This is a genomic window from Bradyrhizobium cenepequi (assembly GCF_020329485.1).
GTDB lineage: Bacteria > Pseudomonadota > Alphaproteobacteria > Rhizobiales > Xanthobacteraceae > Bradyrhizobium > Bradyrhizobium cenepequi.
Window position 1 is genome coordinate 13,030 of record NZ_JAGKJI010000070.1, and the last position, 17,490, is coordinate 30,519.

The following is a 17,490-nucleotide window of genomic DNA, read 5'->3' on the forward strand; positions in this document are numbered from 1 at the left end:
TTTAATCTTGCGAAACCCCGCCTCGCCCTATAACTAACGCACAATAATCAACAAATTCTGTCCCACTTAACGGAGCGACAGCATATGGCGCGCGTCACCGTCGAAGATTGCATTGATAAGGTCGACAACCGGTTCGACCTGGTCCTGTTGGCTGCCCATCGCGCTCGGATGATTTCCTCGGGATCACAACTCACGGTTGATCGAGACAACGACAAGAACCCGGTCGTCTCGCTGCGTGAGATCGCGGACCAGACCATTTCCCCGGAGGACCTGAAAGAGGAACTCGTGCACTCGCTGCAGAAGTTCGTCGAGGTCGACGAGCCGGAGCCCGACTCCGTGCCGCTGATCGGTTCGGCCGGCGCCAGCGTCGATGCCGACGACACCGAAGTGGCGATGGAGCGGATGACCGAGGAAGAGTTGCTGAAGGGCCTCGAGGGCCTCGCGCCGCCGGAGGAGCAGCCTGAAGAGGACGAGTAGGTCCTCGCGGGGCTCCCCCAACATGGTTGAGCTGGCTGAAGGCCCGGGCGCTCTCCGGGCCTTTGCTTTTGTTGACATTCCAATCGCAGGATGCGTCCCTAGAGGCTTGACGGAAATTGAACGATTTTCGGTTCGAACAGGCTAAAGCTTGGTTCGAAATCGCACTAGATTAGTGAGTGGCACGAGCCCCCCGGTCGGCTCGCCAGTTGAGGCAGTCAATCCATGGCGTTTTGGCGTCGCACATCCCGCCAGATGCAGGCCGCGACCGAAGCGGTCGCCGTGGCGCCTGGCTCCGCGGTGGTGGAAAAGCCGTCGAGGCCGCGCGCGCGCATGATGCGGCAATACGATCTGGTCGAGCGCGTCCGGTCCTACAATCCCGATACCAACGAAGATCTTCTGAACCGCGCCTATGTCTACGCCATGAAGGCGCATGGCGCCCAGACCCGCGCGTCGGGCGATCCCTATTTCTCGCATCCGCTCGAGGTGGCGGCGATCCTGACCGGCCTCAAGCTCGATGACGCCACAATCGTTGCGGCGCTGCTGCACGACACCATCGAGGATACCGAGGCGACGCGGGCCGAGATCGACCAGGTGTTCGGCCACGAGATCGGCGCGCTGGTGGAGGGGCTGACCAAGTTGAAGCGGCTCGAGCTCGTCTCGCGCGAGGCCAAGCAGGCGGAGAACCTGCGCAAGCTCCTGCTCGCGATCGCCGACGACGTCCGCGTGCTCCTGATCAAGCTCGCCGACCGCCTGCACAACATGCGGACGCTCGAGTTCGTGCCGCCCGCCTCGCGCCGGCGCATCGCCGAGGAGACGCTGGATATCTACGCGCCGCTCGCCGGCCGCATGGGTATGCAGGAGATGCGGGAGGAACTCGAGGACCTCTCGTTCCATGTGCTCGATGGGGAAGCCTATGCGGTGGTCAAGCACCGGCTGGATGCGCTCGCCGAGCGCAACCGCAATCTGATTGGCGAGATCGAAAGCCAGCTTTCGAAGAACCTGCAGAAGAATGGCCTTAGCGCGCGCGTCTATGGCCGGCGCAAGCAGCCGTTTTCGATCTGGACCAAGATGGAGCGCAAGTCGGTTGGCTTCGAGCAATTGTCCGATATCTACGGTTTCCGCATCGTGCTTGCTGACATCGAAGCCTGCTACCGCGCGCTTGGCGTCGTGCACACGACCTGGCCGGTGGTGCCGGGGCGCTTCAAGGATTACATCTCCACGCCCAAGCAGAACGACTACCGCTCGATTCACACTACCGTGATCGGCCCCGGCAAGCAGCGCGTCGAGCTGCAGATCCGCACCGAGGAGATGAACCAGATCGCCGAATTCGGTATCGCGGCGCATGCCTTCTACAAGGAAGGCATGGGCTCGCCGACCGAGCGGCTGAAGCACGAGTCCAACGCCTTTGCCTGGCTGCGCCACACCATCGGCATTCTCTCGGAGAGCGCCAATCCGGAAGAGTTCCTGGAGCACACCAAGCTAGAGCTGTTTCACGATCAGGTGTTCTGCTTCACGCCGAAGGGCAAGCTGATCGCACTCCCGCGCAACGCCAATGTGATCGACTTCGCCTATGCCGTGCACACCGACGTCGGCAACAGCGCGGTCGGCTGCAAGATCAACGGCAAGTTCGCGCCGCTGTCCTCCGAGCTGCAGAACGGCGACGAAGTCGAGGTCCTGACCTCGAAGGCGCAGTCGGCGCCGCCGTCGGCCTGGGAAGCGCTCGCAGTCACCGGCAAGGCGCGCGCCGCGATCCGGCGCGCCACCCGTGCCGCCGTGCGTGACCAATATGCCGGGCTCGGCCGTCGCATCATCGACCGCCTGTTCGCTCGCGCCAAGATCGAATACGCCGACGACAAGCTGAAAGGTGCATTGCCGCGGCTGGCGCGCGCCTCGATCGAGGACGTCCTGGTTTCGGTCGGCCGCGGCGAACTGAAAGCCTCCGACGTCGCGCGCGCGATGTATCCGGACTACAAGGAAGAGCGGCTGGTGCGCTACGGCACCAAGAAGGCGCTTGCCGCCAAGGCGCAGACGCCGCCGCATCCGGCGCGTGCTGCTTCGGTGATCCCGGTGCGCGGCATCAATTCCGAGTTGCCGGTCAAGTTCGCGCCGAACGGCGGCGCGGTGCCGGGCGACCGCATCGTCGGCATCGTCACGCCTGGCGAGGGGATCACGATCTATCCGATCCAGTCGCCGGCCCTGAAGGATTTCGAGGAGGAGCCGGAGCGCTGGCTCGACGTGCGCTGGGACATCGACGAGACCATGCCGCAGCGCTTCCCGGCGCGCATCCTCGTCCACAATGTCAACGAGCCCGGCAGCCTCGCGCAGATCGCGACCGTGATCGCCGAGCATGACGGCAACATCGACAACATCCACATGTCGCGCCGCTCGCCTGATTTCACCGAGCTGACCATCGATCTCGAGGTCTATGACCTCAAGCATTTGAGCGCTATCATCGCCCAGTTGCGCGCAAAGGCCGTGGTCGCATGGGTCGAGCGCGTCAACGGGTAGACTAGATGACAAGGCTGCCGCGCGTTCCGCTTCACCTCTCCCATAGGGAGAGGTCGGCGCGTAGCGCCGGGTGAGGGGTTAAGGTCTCTCGATAGAGCGTAACCCCTCACCCGATTTGCACTGGACGATGCTCCGCATCGCCAGGAGCAAATCGACCTCTCCCTTCGGGAGAGGTGACCACCTCCGCCGCTGCTATACCGAGGATCGTAAATGCCCATTCCGCCGCTTCGCCTTGGAGTCAATGTCGATCACGTCGCGACGCTGCGTAACGCGCGGGGTGGGGCGCGGCCTGATCCGGTGCGCGCGGCACTGCTGGCCATCGAGGCCGGCGCCGACGGCATCACTGCGCATCTGCGCGAGGACCGTCGTCACATCCGCGATGCGGATATGGCGCGCCTGAAGGCGGAAATCTCCAAGCCACTGAATTTCGAGATGGCGGCGACCGACGAGATGCTCCGGATTTCGCTGGCCACCAAGCCGCATGCGGTGTGCCTGGTGCCGGAACGGCGGCAGGAGGTCACTACCGAGGGCGGGTTGGACGCGGTCGGCCAGCACAATGCCCTGGCCCCGTTCATAGCGCGGCTGAGCGACGCCGGCATCCGGGTGTCGCTGTTCATCGCTGCCGACCCCAGGCAGATCGAGATGGCGGCGAAGTTGAAGGCGCCGGTGATCGAGATCCACACCGGCGGTTGGTGCGATGCCGTGGTCGACGGCGACCGGGAAAAAGCGGAAGCCGAATGGCGGCGCATTACCGAAGGCGCCAGGCTGGCGCGGGCGGCCGGGCTCGAGGTTCATGCCGGCCATGGGCTCGACTATGACACGGCCGAGATGATTTCGGCGCTGCCGGAGATCAGGGAACTGAATATCGGCTACTTCATGATCGGCGAGGCGATCCTGGTCGGCCTGAAGGAGACCGTCCGCTCGATGCGCGCGGCGATGGACCGTGGCCGCGAGGCGCTCGAAGGGGCGCGCACGGCATGATCCTCGGCATCGGCTCCGACCTGATCGACATCACCCGGATCGCCAAGGTGATCGAGCGCCATGGCGACCGCTTCCTCGACCGCATCTTCACCGACGTCGAACGCGCCAAGGCGCTGCGTCGCGCCAACAGCGAGAAGATGGTGGTCGCGACCTATGCCAAGCGCTTCGCCGCCAAGGAAGCCTGCGCCAAGGCGCTCGGCACCGGGATCATGCGCGGCGTCTGGTGGCGCGACATGGGAGTGGTGAACCTGCCGGGGGGACGACCGACCATGAGATTGAGCGGCGGGGCGCTGGAGCGATTGAGGCAGATCACCCCTGATGGCTTCGAGGCGCAGATCGACCTATCGATCACCGACGACTGGCCGCTCGCGCAGGCCTTTGTCATAATTTCGGCGGTCGCACCGGCCAAATCTTGAGTCGGCGGACAGTGCGGCGGTCCGGAATCGGGTAAAACTAAAAATCGTTGATTTTTCAATCGATTATCAAGTTTTAACGCGGCTCTTGATTGCGCGCCCCGTAACAACCGTCTAAAACGCCGCAGGGTAAAATCAAGCCAGGGCAAATTCGGGTTCGCGCCGGGACTTGCTCTCTGCACCAGACGCAGGAACCATCTTCGTGACGTGAACGCGGGAAAGCGCGATTCGCGCGAGGAGCGCGTTCTGCCACCGCGCAGTCAAGGCAGTGGCGGGAATTGGGAAAGCGATGAGCGTGACCACAGGGACGAAATCCGAAAGCGGCCTAGGCGAGACAGTCCGGGTCGTCATCCACGCGCTCATTATCGCGCTCGTGATCCGCACCTTCCTGTTCCAGCCCTTCAATATCCCGTCCGGTTCGATGAAGGCGACGCTGTTGGTCGGCGACTACCTGTTCGTGTCGAAATATTCCTATGGCTACAGCCATTACTCGATCCCGCTGTCGCCGCCCTTGTTCTCCGGCCGCATCTTCGGCCAGGAGCCGAACCGCGGCGACATCGTCGTCTTCCGTCTGCCGAAGGATGATTCGACCGACTACATCAAGCGCGTGATCGGGTTGCCCGGCGACCGCATCCAGATGAGGGAGGGGCTGCTCTACATCAACGACACGCCCGTCAAGCGCGAACGGCTCAGCGATTTCATCGGCGAGGACCCCTGCGGATCGGATGCGACGGCACGCGTCAAGCGCTGGAAGGAGACGCTGCCCAACGGCGTCAGCTATGAGACGCTGGATTGCGTCGACAACGGCTTCTACGACAACACCAATGTCTACACCGTGCCGGCCGGCCATTTCTTCATGATGGGAGACAATCGCGATAATTCGACCGACAGCCGCGTGCTGTCGGCGGTGGGTTACGTGCCGTTCGAGAACATCGTCGGGAGGGCGCAGCTGATCTTCTTCTCGATCGCCGAGGGCGAGCACGCCTGGATGTTCTGGCGCTGGCCGACCGCGGTGCGCTGGAATCGCCTATTCACCATCGTGCGATGAACGACGATACGCCTGTCATCCAGAGTCTTCCGACTGCCGGCGAGCCGAGCGAGCAGCCCGACGCGAAGGCTAGCCCTGCGCCGAAGACGAAGCGCAGCAAGGCCAGCAAGGCGGCTGCCGAGAAGCAGGCGATCGCCGCAACCGAAGCGCGGATCGGCTACAAGTTCTCCGATTCGGCGCTGTTGATGACGGCGTTCACGCATGTCTCCGCGCTGAAGCCGGCCACCCGACACCGCGCCGACAGCTACCAGCGGCTGGAGTTCCTGGGTGACCACGTACTCGGATTGATCATCTCCGATATGCTCTATCGCGCCCATCCGCGCGCAGACGAGGGCGAATTGTCGAAGCGTCTCGCCGATCTCGTGCGCAAGGAAAGCTGTGCCGACGTCGCCGAACAGCTCGGCCTGCTCGACGACATCAAGCTCGGCATGGTCAAGGCGGTCGAGGGGGCGCGGTTGCGCAAATCCGTGCTCGGCGACGTCTGCGAGGCCGTGATCGGGGCGATCTTCCTCGACGGCGGCTATGAGGCCGCGGCGAAATTCGTGGAGCGGAACTGGATCGACCGGATGCGCAAGCTGCGCCGGCCGCTGCGCGATCCCAAGACTATGCTGCAGGAATGGGCGCAGAGCAGGGGTCTGCCGACGCCGGTCTACCGCGAGGTCGAGCGCACCGGGCCGCATCACGATCCGCAATTCCGCGTCGCCGTCGATCTGCCGGGCCTGGCGCCGGCCGAGGGTGTCGGCCCCAACAAGCGCGCCGCGGAGAAGGCGGCGGCGTCCGCAATGATCGCCCGCGAAGGCGCCGGCAGCCATGACGGCTGAGGCGAAGGCGGAAGCCAGTCCGGCTGGGACGCGTTGCGGCTTCGTCGCGCTGATCGGCGCGCCGAACGTCGGCAAATCGACCCTCGTCAACGCGCTGGTGGGCTCGAAGGTCACCATCGTCTCGCGCAAGGTGCAGACGACGCGCGCGCTGATCCGCGGCATCGTGATCGAGGGCAACGCTCAGATTATCCTGGTCGACACGCCCGGCATCTTTGCGCCGCGGCGGCGGCTGGACCGCGCCATGGTGTCGACCGCCTGGAGCGGGGCGCATGACGCCGATCTCGTCTGCGTGTTGCTCGACGCCAAGGCCGGCATCGATGCGGAAGCGGAGGCGATCTTCGCCAAGGTCGACAGCGTGGCCCATCCGAAGATCCTGGTGCTGAACAAGATCGATCTGGTGCCCCGTGAAAAACTGCTCGTGCTGGCGAAGGCCGCCAATGACCGCCTGCGGTTTGAGAACACTTTCATGATCTCGGCGTTGTCAGGCGACGGTGTCGACGACCTGCGCAGGGCGCTGGCAAGCATGGTGCCCGCCGGGCCGTTCCTCTATCCCGAGGACCAGATGTCGGACGCGCCGATGCGGCACCTGGCGGCCGAGATCACGCGGGAGAAGATCTATCAAAAGCTCCACCAGGAGCTGCCGTACCAATCGACTGTGGAGACCGACAGTTGGACCGAGCGCAACGACAAGTCGATCCGCATCGAGCAGACGATCTTTGTCGAGCGCGAAAGCCAGCGCAAGATCGTACTCGGCAAGGGCGGCGCCACGATCAAGTCGATCGGCGCGGAGGCGCGCAAGGAGATCGCCGAGATCATGGGCGTTCCCGTGCACCTGTTCCTGTTCGTCAAGGTGCGTGAGAATTGGGGCGACGATCCCGACCGCTACCGGGAAATGGGACTGGAGTTTCCCAAGGAATGATCGGGTTCTTCCGATGAAAGTGCCCAGAAACGTGTTTCTGTTCGAGGTGCTCCTGTATCTGTCGCTGACGCTGGACGCGCTATCGGTGGCATTTCAGGACCGCACCCCGAGCGGCGAAATGACGGAGCAGATGGTCACGGTCGTCACCTTCATGCAGGCCGGTCTGATCCTGCTCCTGGTCTATTTCGTCTATCTGGCTGCGCAGCGGCGCAAGAACTGGCCGCGCTGGGTGCTGGCGGCGGTGCTCTTCCTGTCGGTGATCTCGCTGTTGCAGGTGATCGGCAGCGCCGGCATCCAGCTCGACAGCGGCGTCGAGGTGATCTCCTGCGCGCTGACGGCGGCCGGGCTCTATTTCTCCTTCACCGGCGATGCCCACGGCTGGTTCAACGCGTAGGGGCGTGGTCGTAAGGTGGGCGCGCTACGCTTTGCCCTCCCTACATGTTACTCTCCACGCCATGGAATGGACCGACGAAGGCATTGTGCTCGGCGTGCGGCGGCATGGCGAATCGTCCGCCATTGTCGAGCTGCTGACGCGCGAGCACGGCCGCCATCTCGGCCTGGTGCGCGGCGGCGCCAGCGCGCGGATGCGGCCGCTGCTGCAGCCCGGCAACAGCGTCACGGCGATGTGGCGGGCGCGGCTCGACGAGCATCTCGGCTACTATCAGCTCGATGGCACGCGGCTGCGCGCGGCCAGCTTGCTCGCCTCCTCGCATGCCGTTTATGGCATCACCCATCTGGCTTCGCTGGCGCGGCTGTTGCCGGAACGCGATCCGCACCAGGACATCTACCAGATGCTGGAGCAGACGCTGGATGATTTCGAGGATGCCGGCGCCGCTGCGGTCCTTCTCATCCGCTTCGAACTGGCGATGCTGGCCGAACTCGGCTTCGGGCTCGACCTCTCGAGCTGCGCGGCGACCGGCGCGACCTCCGATTTGGTCTACGTCTCGCCGAAGTCCGGCGGGGCGGTCTCGCGTGCTGCCGGCGAGCCCTGGCGTGACCGCCTGATGCGGCTGCCGCCCTTTTTGCTCGAGGACGGCGCCTGCGCCGGCACCTGGTCGGACCAGGACCTGCTCGACGGCTTCGCGCTCACCGGCCGCTTCCTGCTGCGCAACGTCCTGGAGCCGCGCGGGCAGGGCCATTCCGACGCAAGGGACGGCTTTATCAACGCGGTAACGAAGCGACGGACACGGGCGGCGGTTCCGTAAGTTCGATTCGCAGCCTAAATTGCCGGTGATTCGTGTCTTGCCCGATTCAGCGTCACGGTTTAACGCCTCTCCATGGGAAAACGACAGCTACCGCCGGAAGAGCCGGCCGAAATCCACGAGGTACCGCTGCGCGATGCGCTGGAAGAGCGCTATCTCGCTTACGCGCTCTCGACCATCATGCATCGCGCGCTGCCGGACGCCCGCGACGGCCTGAAGCCAGTGCACCGGCGCATCCTCTACGGGATGCGGCTGCTCCGCCTCGATCCCGGCGTAACTCCGAAGAAGTCGGCCAAGATTGTCGGCGAAGTGATGGGCTCGTACCATCCCCATGGCGACCAGGCGATCTACGACGCCATGGTGCGCCTCGCACAGGATTTCAGCTCGCGCTATCCGCTGGTCGATGGTCAGGGCAATTTCGGCAACATCGACGGCGATAACCCCGCCGCGATGCGTTACACCGAGGCGCGGCTGACCGACGTCGCTCGGCTGCTGCTGGACGGCATCGACGAGGACGCGGTCGAGTTCCGCGCAACCTACGACAACAGTGGCAAAGAACCGGTGGTTCTGCCCGGCGGCTTCCCGAACCTGCTCGCCAACGGTTCGCAGGGCATCGCGGTGGGCATGGCGACGTCGATCCCGCCGCACAACGCCGCCGAGCTCTGCGACGCCGCGCTGCATGTGATCGAGAAGCCCGACGCCAAGTCGAAGTCCCTGTTGAGGTGGGTCAAGGGACCGGATTTCCCGACCGGCGGCATCATCATCGATTCCAAGGAAGCGATCACAGAGGCCTACACCACCGGCCGCGGCTCGTTCCGCACACGAGCGCGCTGGAAGCAGGAAGAGGGCGCGCGCGGCACTTGGGTGATCGTGGTCACCGAAATCCCCTGGTTGGTGCAGAAGTCGCGGCTGGTTGAAAAGATCCACGAGCTTTTGAACGAGAAGAAGCTGCCGCTGGTCGGCGATTGCCGCGACGAGTCGGCCGAGGACATCCGCCTTGTGATCGAGCCGAAGTCGCGCGCGGTCGATCCTGAGCTGATGATGGAATCGCTGTTCCGGCTGACCGAGCTGGAAAGCAAGATTTCGCTGAACCTCAACGTGCTGGTGAAGGGAAAAATCCCCAAGGTCGTCGGCCTCGCCGAATGCCTTCGCGAATGGCTCGACCACCTGCGCGATGTGCTGGTGCGCCGCTCCAACTATCGCAAGGGACAGATCGAGCACCGGCTCGAGATCCTCGGCGGCTACCTGATCGCCTATCTGAACATCGACAAGGTGATCAAGATCATCCGCACCGAGGACGAGCCGAAGCCGGTGCTGATGAAGACGTTCAAGCTCTCCGACGTCCAGGCCGACGCCATCCTCAACATGCGCCTGCGCTCCTTGCGCAAGCTCGAGGAGATGGAGATCCGGACCGAGGACAAGGACCTTCGCAAGGAGCTGAAGGGCATCGAGGCGCTGCTCCGCTCCGAGCCCGAGCAATGGTCCAAGGTCAGCGAACAGGTGCGGAAGGTCCGCGACATGTTCGGGCCGAAGACGCCGCTCGGCAAGCGCCGCACTACGTTTGCGGATGCGCCCGAGCATGATCTCGCTGCGATCGAGGAAGCCTTCGTCGAGCGCGAGCCGGTCACCGTGGTGATTTCGGAGAAGGGCTGGGTGCGCACGCTCAAGGGCCATGTCGCCGATCTCTCCGGCTTGGCCTTCAAGACCGACGACAAGCTCGATCACGCCTTCTTTGCCGAGACCACGTCGAAGCTGCTGCTATTCGCCACCAACGGGAAATTCTACTCGCTCGATGTGGCAAAGCTGCCGGGCGGGCGCGGCCATGGCGAGCCGATCCGCATGTTCATCGACATGGAGCAGGATGCCGCGATCGTGTCGCTGTTCGTCCATAAGGGCGAGCGCAAGTTCCTGATTGCGAGCAGCGAAGGGCAGGGCTTCGTCGTCAACGAGGACGACTGCGTCGGCACGACCCGCAAGGGCAAGCAGGTGCTGAACGTCGAGATGCCGAACGAGGCTCGCACGATCGCAACCGTTGTGGGCGACACCGTCGCGGTGATCGGCACCAATCACAAGATGGTGCTGTTCCCGCTCGAGCAGGTGCCGGAAATGGCCCGCGGCCGCGGCGTGCGGTTGCAGAAATACACCAGCGCCTCGCTGTCCGATGTCGCGGTGTTCGATTCCAAGGCGGGCCTGACCTGGAAGGATTCCGCCGGCCGCGAGCACGGCATGAGCATGAAGGAGCTCTCCGACTGGCGCGGCAACCGCGCCGACGCCGGCCGTCTCGCGCACGGCCTGCCGAAGTCGAATAAGTTCAACCGCGCCGTGGAGTAGTCTTGCGCGGCGTGAAATGATCTCGTCGTCCCGGCTCAAGGCCGGGACGACACCGAGATCGCTGTAATAGTATTCGCAAATCGGCGCGCTATAACTCTTGGGATGGCGCATCATCATCACGATCATTCCCATGCGCACGATCATGCCGGGCACAGCCATGCCCCGGATGATTTCGGCCGGGCCTTTGCCATTGGCGCGTCCCTCAACACCGCCTTCGTGATCGCGGAACTGGTGTTCGGCTACGCTGCCAATTCGTTGGCGCTGATCTCAGATGCCGTGCACAATCTCTCCGACGTGTTCTCGCTGCTGCTGGCATGGGGCGCGGCATGGCTTGCGGGGAGGCGGCCGACGGAGACGCATACTTACGGCTATCGCCGCGCCTCGATCCTCGCCGCATTGTTCAATGCCGGGCTGCTGCTGATCGCCGTCGGCGGCATCGCAGTGGAAGCGATCAACCGCCTGCGCGAGCCGGCCGAGGTTGCGAGCTGGACCGTGGTCTGGGTCGCCGCGCTCGGCATCCTCGTCAATGGCGGCACCGCACTGCTATTCATGCGCGGGCGGCACGGCGACCTCAATATCCGCGGCGCCTATCTGCATATGGCCGCCGATGCCAGCGTCTCGCTGGGCGTCGTCATCGCCGCCTTGCTGATCATGTCGACGGGATGGTTGTGGATCGACCCGGCGATCAGCCTCGTCATCGCGCTCGTCGTGCTGGTCAGCGGCTGGGGTCTGATGCGCGACAGTGTCAGCCTCGCGCTCGACGCGGTGCCAAGGGGCATCGAGCTCGCCGAGGTGAGGGATTTCCTCCACACGCTCGACGGCGTCTCCGAGGTGCACGATCTGCACGTCTGGGCGATGAGCACCAACGAGACCGCGCTGACCGCGCATCTGGTCCGGCCCGGCGGCCATGACGATGCTTTTCTGCATCATGTCTGCGCCGAGCTCGCGCACCGCTTCAAGATCTCCCATGCGACGCTGCAGGTCGAGGCCGACGGCGCCGCCTGCAAGCTGGCGCCGGAGGAATTAGTCTAACGGCCTCCCGTCGCAATCACTATATTTGACGAGCGGACTATCCGGAGATGAACCATGCACTCGCATTCGATCGAACAGTGGACCCACGAGCACGTCTTCCTGGGAGCGACGCACGCCCATAACGAGCGGCGCACCTGGCTCGTGGTTGCGCTGACCACGGTCATGATGATCGGGGAGATCGCGGCGGGGTGGTGGTCCGGCTCGATGGCGCTGCTTGCCGACGGCTGGCACATGGGAACGCATGCGGCGGCGCTCGGCATCGCCGGGTTGGCCTATCTGTTCGCGCGGCGGCAGACGGGCAGCGCACACTTCAGTTTCGGTACTGGCAAGTTCGGCGATCTCGCCGCCTTTGCCAGTGCGATCATCCTGGCGATGATTGCCGTGCAGGTCGCCTGGGAAAGCGTGGACCGGCTGCTCCATCCGGTGTCGATTGCCTACGGGGAAGCGATCTCGGTCGCGGTGCTCGGGCTCGCGGTCAACCTCGCCAGCGCCTGGCTGCTGCGCGACGACCACGATCATCATCACGGTCATGGCCATTCTCATGACCACGACGACGATCATCATCACCATCACGACAACAATCTTCGCGCCGCCTACGTCCACGTGATGGCGGATGCCGCGACATCGGTCCTCGCCATTGCGGCACTGGTCGTTGCGATGTCCGCGGGGTGGGTGTGGGCCGATCCGGCCGTCGGAATCATCGGCAGCGCGCTGATCGCAAGCTGGGCCTATGGCCTGATCAAGGCGTCAGGCGCAATTCTGCTCGACGTCAGCGCCGACAAGAAGCTGGAGGCGGTCATTCGCGACCGGCTCGAGACCGAGGGCGACCGCGTCACTGATCTGCATCTGTGGCAGGTCGGTCCCGGCCACCGCGCGGCGGTGATCTCGGTTGTCTCCGACCATCCGCTGCCGCCCGCGACCTACAAGCGGCGGCTCGGTGGCCTGCACGGTCTCAGCCACGTGACGGTCGAGGTCGAGACCTGCCCGAACCACGAGCCGGCGCACGCCGTCTGAGACCACGCATGACCGGGCGAAATCTCAAGCCGCCGCGATCGCCTCGATCTCGATCAGGAAATCGGGGCCGTAGAGCCTTGATACTTCCACCAGCGTCACCGCTGGCGCGGCCGCAGGCGTAACCGAAGCGAAGAAGCGATTGCGTGCTTCGCGGTAGCGAGCGAGATTGTTCATGTCCGTGACAAACACCGTAAGTTTCACGAGATTGGCGGGCGTGCAGCCGCTCGCGCGAAGCGCGACAGCAAGGTTCTCAAACACCTGCTCTGCCTGGACATCGAAGTTGCCTTTTCCGACAACAGCTCCGTCGCGATCCGCTGCGGTCTGCCCGGCGATGAAGATGATGCGATGGGCGGTAACGTCGATGATTTGTGAATAGCCGGGGGGTATTCCCAGTTCGGGCGGATTGATGTGCCGGATTGATGGCGCCATTTCGCTTGCTATGGCTGCTTCCTCCCCAAATCGCCTGTCAGGCTTTTGTAGGATGAAGTTGTGCGCGAAACATCGCGCAAGGGGAAGGATGCTTATTTTGGCGATACGGGCTTTTCGCGCACCAGGAGCAATGCGCCGAGCGCGGCGAGACTGAGCGCTGAGGAGACGATCAGGATGCCCTTGCCCATATGGTCGAGCAACAGCCCGAACAGGAGCGGGGCCGCCGCCTGCGCCATTCGGGCCGGCGCGCCGATGATGCCGAGCCGGTAGGCGTAATTCTGCGGGCCGAAGATCGCGAGCGGCAAGGTGCCGCGCGAAATGGTCAGGATGCCGTTGCCGGCGCCGTGGCAAAGCGCAAACACGCTTGCCGCACCGCCGCCGGCGATCGCGACGATCGCGGCGCCAACCGGATGGCCAAGACAGGCCAACTCCGTCGAGAGCAGCGGGTGATAGCGGCTGAGCAGCCACGCCTCGACCACGCGCGCGCCGACCTGGGCCGGTCCGATCAGGGCGCCGGCTGCGATAGCCTGTACCGAGGTCGCGCCGGCCGCTTCCAGGATGCGCGGGAAATGCGCCGCCATCGCGCCAGTGACGGTCCAGGCGGTCGCGAACGCAAACGCCAGCAGGATCATGGGGCGGTCGATTGGAATATGCGGCTTCACAGCATTGGCCGCCGCGACCTTGGCGCCGGGCACCGGCGGCAGCATCAGCCAGTTGAGCGGCAGGCCGATCAGAAGATGTGCCGCCGCCCAGGCAAAGCAGGTGTCGCGCCAGCCGATCGTCTCAAGCCCCAGCGCGCTCAGCGGCCAGCCGACGGTGGAGGCAAAGCCCGCCATCAGCGTGATGCCGGTGATCGGGCGCCGTGCCGCCTCGCCATAGATGCGACCGAGCGCACCAAAGGCGGCATCATAGAGGCCGTATCCCATGCCGACCCCGAGCAGGAGCCAGGCAAGCAGCAGCAGCGGAACGGATTGCGTGAGGCCGAGCAGCACCAGCCCTGCCGCCAGCGTCAGATTGGAGATCGACAGCACGGACCTGCCGCCAACGAGGTCGATCTGGCGACCGATCCGAGGGCCAAGGAGGGCCGAGAGCACGAGCGAGGTGGAGAAGGCGGCAAAGATCCAGTTGGGCGCGATGCCGAGATCCCTGGCGATGGGATCGGCGAGCACTGCGGGCAGGTAATAGCTCGAGGCCCAGGCCAGGGTCTGGGTGGTGCCGAGCGCCAGAATGATCGGAAACTGCCGGGCGCTCATCGGAGACCGTCGCGTTTCTGTGTTGCCTCTTGTTCCGGCATTTGCTGTTGTCACAGAACTGTCGTCAAGTCGCGCCTCCTTTCGCGCGACACGTTTGCACGGCATAATCCGCGCATGGAACTCACCCTGCGCCTGCGCCTGATGAACTGGCTGGTCCACCAGGGCCTGACCGGTCTGTCCGAAAACGATCTGTTGCGCGGCTTTTGCGAGCACTGCCGCGCCGGCGGGATGCCATTGTCGCGCGGCCTCGTCTTCATCGATACGCTGCATCCGATCTTCGAAGGCCGCGGGTTCCGCTGGAACGACAGCGAGACCAACGAGAGCGACATCTTTGAATATGGCTCGACCTCTAGCGGCGATGCCGGGCAGACTTGGCGGCGCTCAACATTCTACCACATGCTGCAAAACGGGCATGATGAGATGGCGATCGACCTGGCCGATTGCGCCACGCTCGATTTCTCGATGATTAACGAGCTCGCGGAGAAGGGCCACAAGCATTTCGTCGCCTTCGTGCACCGGTTCGGCGAGGCCGGCACGATCGGTGAAATGGACTGCTTCTACTCCTACTGGACCACCCGCCAGTCCGATGGATTTGGCGAGCATCATATGGCGGCGCTGCGCGACCTGGTGCCGGTGCTCGGGTTGGCGGTGAAGTCGGCAGCACAGGTCAACATCGCGCGCACCTTGGGACGTGTCTATCTCGGGCGCGAGACCGCTGAACAGGTGATGCGCGGCCGCATCTCGCGTGGCGTCACCGAGCGCATCAAGGCGGTGTTATGGTTTTCGGACATTCGCGGCTCGACCGCGATCAGCGAGCGCATCGGGCCCGACGAGATCATCCCGTTCCTCAATGATTACGCCCAGGCTTCGATCGACGCGATCCACGATGCCGGCGGCGAGGTGCTGAAGCTGATCGGCGACGGCGTGCTGGCGATGTTCACGCAGGAGAACATGGCGATCGCAAAGCGCGCGGCGCTCCGCGCCGAGCATCGCTTCCGCCGCAATTTGAATGCGCTTAACGTCCGCCGCGCTGCCGAGGGGCGGCCGACCACGTCAGCCCATGTCGGATTGCATGTTGGTGAGGTCTTCTACGGCAATATCGGCAGCGAAGACCGGCTCGATTTCACGGTGGTAGGCCCTGCGGTCAACGAAGTCAGCCGGATCGCTTCGATGTGCAGCTCGGTCGACCGGGAATTGCTGACCTCGCAGGCCTTCCGGGATGGCCTGGATGGGGCAGGGCGGACCTATCTGGTTTCGACCGGCCGCTTTGCCTTGCGCGGCATCAGCCGCGCGCAGGATCTCTATACGCTTGATCCCGAAGTGGCTGCGGACGAGGTGGTGGCCGGAAAGTACGAGCGTTACCTCGCGAGCTAGCTCTGTTCCGCCCGCAGCCCGTACAGGGCGACCGCGATCACTGAGAAGACGGTTAACACCACGCCGAGGCCGAATATCGCCTCATGCGACACGCTCGCGGCGAGCCATACTCCGATCGCCGCGTTCATCATCTGCCAGAAGCCGAGCAGCGCGGAGGCCGCACCTGCTTTCTCACCGAACGGCGAGAGCGCCTGCGCGGTGCCAAGCGGATTGACAATGCCCATGCCGAGCAGGAACACGCTCATCGCAGCCAGGAATGGCAGGAAGCTCGGGGTGAAGAGCGAGACGAACAGCATGGCGATGCCACCAATGGCGGCAACCAACAATGCGCTCTTGATCGAGCGGTCGAGGCCAAAGCGCGGTGCGAGCCTTGTGGCGAGCCAGCCGGAGGCGAACACGATCAGCACCGTACCGGCGAAGAACAAGCCGAGTTCGATTGGCGAAAAATGCAGCGTCTCGATCAAGATCCGAGGCGCGGCGGAGAACATCGCAAACAGGCTTCCCAGGATCAGACTGACCGTCGCCGCCGGCACCACGAAGCGGCGATCTCCGATCAGGCTGAGATAGGTTCTCGTGATGGCGATGGGGTTGAGCGCGATCCGAGTCGAGTAGTGGGTCTCTCCGAGCGCGGAACCATAGGCGACCGCGCCGAGCGCCGCAAACGCCGCGACGAGCACGAATTCCGAACGCCAGCCGAAATAGTGATCGAGCGCGCCACCGAGCAGCGGAGAGAAGCCGGGCGCGGCCGCCATCGCAATCATGATCAGCGCCATCGCGCGCGCCAGGGCAGCGCCCGTGAACAGGTCGCGGGCAATGGCGCGTGACAGCACCGAGGTTGCGCAGGCGCCGGCGGCCTGGACGACGCGGCCGATCAGCAGGTTAGGAAGATCGTTGGCGAGGCTGCACCAGACGCTGCCGGCAAAGAACACCGCGAAACCGATCAGCACCGGCCAGCGGCGGCCGAAGCGATCGGAAATCGGGCCGACCACGAGCTGGCCGAGCGCGAACGCAGCGAGGAAGATCGTGATCGCCGACGTAACCGCAGCGGTCGTCACGTTCAGCGAGACCGCCATCTGCGGCAGCGACGGCAGCAGGATGTTGGTGGCTAGTGTTCCGTCACTGACAGAGGATTCACAAATTGGCGCAAACCTGCGAGTCTGCGCCGATGAGGAAGCTCGAGCAGATTGCGGTCAGCACAGCCGATCGCGAACGATTGGCGCGGCTGGTCCGGGACCGGAACACGCCGCAGAAGGTGGTTTGGCGAGCACGGATCGTGCTGCTGGCGAGCGATGGGTCGACGGCGGAGGCGATCGCGGCAGTGGCTGGCAAGAGCCTGCTGACAATCCGCCGCTGGCGCCGTCGCTATGTGGCGAAAGGTGTGGACGGACTTCTGAAGGACGCGACGCGACCATCTCGCGTCAAGCCGTTGCCGTCCGAAAAGATCAAACAGGTGGTGCACATGACGCTGCACGGGAAACCGCCGAATGCGACCCATTGGAGCGTGCGCAGCATGGCGAAGGCTGTTGGCATCTCTTACAGCAGTGTGCAGCGGATCTGGCATGCGCATGGGCTGAAGCCGCATCTGGTCGACACTTTCAAAGTCTCGCGCGACAAGAACTTCGCCGCCAAGGTGGAGGACGTGGTCGGGCTCTACCTCAATCCGCCGGACAAGGCGCTGGTCCTCTGCG

General features: G+C 64.3%; 17 protein-coding genes. 14 read left to right on the forward strand and 3 right to left on the reverse strand.

From position 1 onward, the window contains the following. Nucleotides 1–84: 84 nt before the first annotated feature. The 12 genes from rpoZ (at nt 85) to dmeF (ending at nt 12,746) form a co-directional block, all read left to right on the forward strand. Nucleotides 85–477 carry a DNA-directed RNA polymerase subunit omega gene (rpoZ, locus tag J6497_RS37040; protein ID WP_225709129.1) on the forward strand — a complete coding sequence of 131 codons (393 nt, stop codon included), beginning with the start codon at nt 85–87 and terminating at the stop codon, nt 475–477. Between the two features lie 222 nt (nt 478–699). Continuing rightward, nucleotides 700–2,985 carry a RelA/SpoT family protein gene (locus J6497_RS37045; RefSeq protein ID WP_225709130.1) on the forward strand — a complete coding sequence of 762 codons (2,286 nt, stop codon included), beginning with the start codon at nt 700–702 and terminating at the stop codon, nt 2,983–2,985. Between the two features lie 210 nt (nt 2,986–3,195). After that, entirely contained in the window at nt 3,196–3,966 is a 771-nt protein-coding gene (locus J6497_RS37050; protein WP_225709131.1) for a pyridoxine 5'-phosphate synthase, read from the forward strand. Continuing rightward, the gene (gene acpS, locus J6497_RS37055) at nt 3,963–4,382 is read left to right on the forward strand and encodes a holo-ACP synthase (protein ID WP_225709132.1); all 420 of its coding nucleotides are present in this window, start codon (nt 3,963–3,965) and stop codon (nt 4,380–4,382) included. Before J6497_RS37050 ends, acpS begins: the two co-directional genes overlap by 4 nt. Before the next feature lie 286 nt (nt 4,383–4,668). Further along, nucleotides 4,669–5,427 carry a signal peptidase I gene (gene lepB, locus J6497_RS37060; RefSeq protein ID WP_225709133.1) on the forward strand — a complete coding sequence of 253 codons (759 nt, stop codon included), beginning with the start codon at nt 4,669–4,671 and terminating at the stop codon, nt 5,425–5,427. Further along, complete coding sequence (gene rnc / locus J6497_RS37065) at nt 5,424–6,248, forward strand: ribonuclease III (RefSeq protein WP_225709134.1); 825 nt, start codon at nt 5,424–5,426, stop codon at nt 6,246–6,248. The genes lepB and rnc overlap by 4 nt, the downstream gene beginning before the upstream one ends. Beyond that, on the forward strand, nt 6,238–7,167 hold the full coding sequence (gene era / locus J6497_RS37070; RefSeq protein ID WP_225709135.1) for a GTPase Era: 930 nt from the start codon (nt 6,238–6,240) through the stop codon (nt 7,165–7,167). Before rnc ends, era begins: the two co-directional genes overlap by 11 nt. Before the next feature lie 13 nt (nt 7,168–7,180). Next, entirely contained in the window at nt 7,181–7,561 is a 381-nt protein-coding gene (locus tag J6497_RS37075) for a hypothetical protein (RefSeq protein WP_225709136.1), read from the forward strand. A 61-nt stretch (nt 7,562–7,622) separates the two neighbouring features. Then, a complete protein-coding gene (gene recO, locus J6497_RS37080; protein WP_225709137.1) occupies nt 7,623–8,372 on the forward strand; it encodes a DNA repair protein RecO in 750 nt (249 codons plus the stop codon). Nucleotides 8,373–8,444: 72 nt separating this feature from the next. Then, on the forward strand, nt 8,445–10,700 hold the full coding sequence (gene parC / locus J6497_RS37085) for a DNA topoisomerase IV subunit A (protein WP_225709138.1): 2,256 nt from the start codon (nt 8,445–8,447) through the stop codon (nt 10,698–10,700). A 102-nt stretch (nt 10,701–10,802) separates the two neighbouring features. Then, nucleotides 10,803–11,732 (forward strand): cation diffusion facilitator family transporter, encoded by a 930-nt coding sequence (locus J6497_RS37090; RefSeq protein WP_225709139.1) that lies wholly within the window; start codon nt 10,803–10,805, stop codon nt 11,730–11,732. A 54-nt stretch (nt 11,733–11,786) separates the two neighbouring features. Continuing rightward, nucleotides 11,787–12,746, forward strand: a complete 960-nt coding sequence (dmeF, locus tag J6497_RS37095; RefSeq protein ID WP_225709140.1) for a CDF family Co(II)/Ni(II) efflux transporter DmeF — start codon at nt 11,787–11,789, stop codon at nt 12,744–12,746. Nucleotides 12,747–12,770: 24 nt separating this feature from the next. On the opposite strand, the gene J6497_RS37100 is transcribed toward dmeF, so the two are convergent. Together J6497_RS37100 and J6497_RS37105 are read right to left on the reverse strand one after the other, a co-directional pair. Continuing rightward, complete coding sequence (locus J6497_RS37100; protein ID WP_225709141.1) at nt 12,771–13,175, reverse strand: RidA family protein; 405 nt, start codon at nt 13,173–13,175, stop codon at nt 12,771–12,773. 92 nt (nt 13,176–13,267) lie between these two features. Continuing rightward, nucleotides 13,268–14,428 (reverse strand): MFS transporter, encoded by a 1,161-nt coding sequence (locus J6497_RS37105; protein ID WP_225709142.1) that lies wholly within the window; start codon nt 14,426–14,428, stop codon nt 13,268–13,270. 114 nt (nt 14,429–14,542) lie between these two features. Here J6497_RS37105 and J6497_RS37110 point away from each other — a divergent pair, with 114 nt between their 5' ends. After that, nucleotides 14,543–15,802, forward strand: a complete 1,260-nt coding sequence (locus J6497_RS37110; RefSeq protein WP_225709143.1) for an adenylate/guanylate cyclase domain-containing protein — start codon at nt 14,543–14,545, stop codon at nt 15,800–15,802. Here J6497_RS37110 and J6497_RS37115 read toward each other — a convergent pair. Continuing rightward, nucleotides 15,799–16,941, reverse strand: a complete 1,143-nt coding sequence (locus J6497_RS37115) for a multidrug effflux MFS transporter (RefSeq protein WP_225709146.1) — start codon at nt 16,939–16,941, stop codon at nt 15,799–15,801. The two genes, J6497_RS37110 and J6497_RS37115, sit on opposite strands and share 4 nt — an antisense overlap. Before the next feature lie 26 nt (nt 16,942–16,967). On the opposite strand from J6497_RS37115, the gene J6497_RS37120 reads away from it, so the two are divergent. After that, the coding region (locus J6497_RS37120; protein ID WP_225709144.1) for an IS630 family transposase at nt 16,968–17,490 on the forward strand (523 nt) is incomplete at its 3' end.

Coding starts and splice junctions, on each gene's coding strand:
- recO (WP_225709137.1), top strand. CDS start 7,623: ATGGAATGGACCGACGAAGGCATTGTGCTCGGCGTGCGGCGGCATGGC.
- J6497_RS37110 (WP_225709143.1), top strand. CDS start 14,543: ATGGAACTCACCCTGCGCCTGCGCCTGATGAACTGGCTGGTCCACCAG.
- rpoZ (WP_225709129.1), top strand. CDS start 85: ATGGCGCGCGTCACCGTCGAAGATTGCATTGATAAGGTCGACAACCGG.
- J6497_RS37100 (WP_225709141.1), bottom strand. CDS start 13,175: ATGGCGCCATCAATCCGGCACATCAATCCGCCCGAACTGGGAATACCC.
- J6497_RS37045 (WP_225709130.1), top strand. CDS start 700: ATGGCGTTTTGGCGTCGCACATCCCGCCAGATGCAGGCCGCGACCGAA.
- rnc (WP_225709134.1), top strand. CDS start 5,424: ATGAACGACGATACGCCTGTCATCCAGAGTCTTCCGACTGCCGGCGAG.
- J6497_RS37105 (WP_225709142.1), bottom strand. CDS start 14,428: ATGAGCGCCCGGCAGTTTCCGATCATTCTGGCGCTCGGCACCACCCAG.
- acpS (WP_225709132.1), top strand. CDS start 3,963: ATGATCCTCGGCATCGGCTCCGACCTGATCGACATCACCCGGATCGCC.
- J6497_RS37090 (WP_225709139.1), top strand. CDS start 10,803: ATGGCGCATCATCATCACGATCATTCCCATGCGCACGATCATGCCGGG.
- lepB (WP_225709133.1), top strand. CDS start 4,669: ATGAGCGTGACCACAGGGACGAAATCCGAAAGCGGCCTAGGCGAGACA.
- era (WP_225709135.1), top strand. CDS start 6,238: ATGACGGCTGAGGCGAAGGCGGAAGCCAGTCCGGCTGGGACGCGTTGC.
- J6497_RS37075 (WP_225709136.1), top strand. CDS start 7,181: ATGAAAGTGCCCAGAAACGTGTTTCTGTTCGAGGTGCTCCTGTATCTG.
- J6497_RS37050 (WP_225709131.1), top strand. CDS start 3,196: ATGCCCATTCCGCCGCTTCGCCTTGGAGTCAATGTCGATCACGTCGCG.
- dmeF (WP_225709140.1), top strand. CDS start 11,787: ATGCACTCGCATTCGATCGAACAGTGGACCCACGAGCACGTCTTCCTG.
- parC (WP_225709138.1), top strand. CDS start 8,445: ATGGGAAAACGACAGCTACCGCCGGAAGAGCCGGCCGAAATCCACGAG.